The organism is Bacillus sp. sid0103, assembly GCF_019219025.1.
In genome coordinates, this window is sequence record NZ_JAHUWN010000084.1 from 1 (window position 1) to 1,430 (window position 1,430).

At 35.3% G+C, this 1,430-nt stretch carries 1 protein-coding gene; it reads right to left on the minus strand.

Annotation, left to right across the window (positions count from 1 at the left end; translation table 11 throughout):
• A protein-coding gene (locus KW850_RS32535; RefSeq protein WP_218351714.1) for an IS3 family transposase occupies positions 1–1,311 on the minus strand; the annotation gives its coding sequence in 2 pieces (ribosomal slippage) (positions 1–939 and positions 939–1,311; 1,312 coding nt annotated over the 2 pieces). This gene is flagged as partial in the annotation.
• Positions 1,312–1,430: the final 119 nt, after the last annotated feature.

Consider the following 1,430-nt stretch of genomic DNA (forward strand, 5'->3'; position numbering starts at 1 on the left):
GGTATTGTACCGGGGTCATCCTATTTAATCCCCACTGGTAACGATCATTATTGTACTCTTCGATATATGAATCCACTAACTGTTTTAGTTCACCTAAACTCTCACAATCTTTATAATCAACCTCATCTTTAAAATGACCAAAGAATGATTCCATTGGTGCGTTATCCCAACAATTTCCCTTACGGGACATTGATTGGATGATACCCAATTTCTTTACCTTAGCTTGAAAGAGGGGATGAGTATAATGGAACCCTTGGTCTGAATGAAGGATTGCCTCAGGATGAAACCCATTATGCATAACTTCATCGAGTCTTTTTAATGTTTTATAGACAATATCCATCTCTAATGAAGTGGTCAAATAATGGGCTAATATTTCATTCGTACTACCATCTTTGACACAAGATAAATAAGCCTTTTGACCATTTGAATAATATAGATAAGTAATATCGGTTAATAACACTTTCCCAGGCTCTTCTTGATTAAATTCACGTTTTAATATGTTAGGGCATGTACGATGTTCTTGAGTAGCTTTTGCCATTTTTTTATAAGGCTTTGCCTTCCTAACTTTAGCAATCAGTTGATATTTGCGCATTAACCTTCGAATTTTCTTATGATTCATTTCCACAAAATAATCATTTTCTAAGATCATTTTGATTTGTAAAGCCCCGACCTTTTCCTTTTTGTGTTGAAAGATAAACTGTATTAGTTCAATATCCAGTTCATCCTCAACATCTTTACGTTGGCGATCAGTGGCAGCCTTTAACCAAGCATAGTATCCACTTCTACTCACTTCAGCTAATTTACATAAAAAACTGACTAAGTTCTTTAATTGGTGTTGTCGAATGGTATGTTCAATAAGTTGAAATTTCTCTGAAGGTGTTAGTACCGTTTCTTCTTCAACGCCTGCCTCTCTAGTTCCTCTAGCTTTTTTAAGAAGTCATTTTCTGCTTCTAAAAATTTGATTCTAGCTTCAGCCTTTTTGAGTTTTTCTTCTACTGATAGTTCCTTTGAAGACGGTCGACCACTGCTTGCCTTTCCTCTGCGCTCTGATTGAAGACCAAGGTCACCCAACTTCTCATACGTTTCACGCCATCTTTGAAGACATCTTTTGGGCTGATTTTTACCTATTACTTCAAGGTTAAATCCATTTTCAATAAAAATTTGAGAAGGAATTTTTCCACTTTTATACTCCATTACAGCCTTTACTTTGAAGTCAGAATTATAGGAAATAGCACGTTCTGATACACGTAAAACGTTTGGGTTCTTCTCCAATTCTTTAATCTGATATTCCGTAAATAAATTCTTACTCATGTAAATCCTCCGTCCACAATAATTCTTTTATTATAAACGGGTTTTCTTTCTGGGGACATAGAAAAACCCGAATAAAGGGGCACTTTTTAATTAGTGTCCATTATTCGGGTTACAGTTCA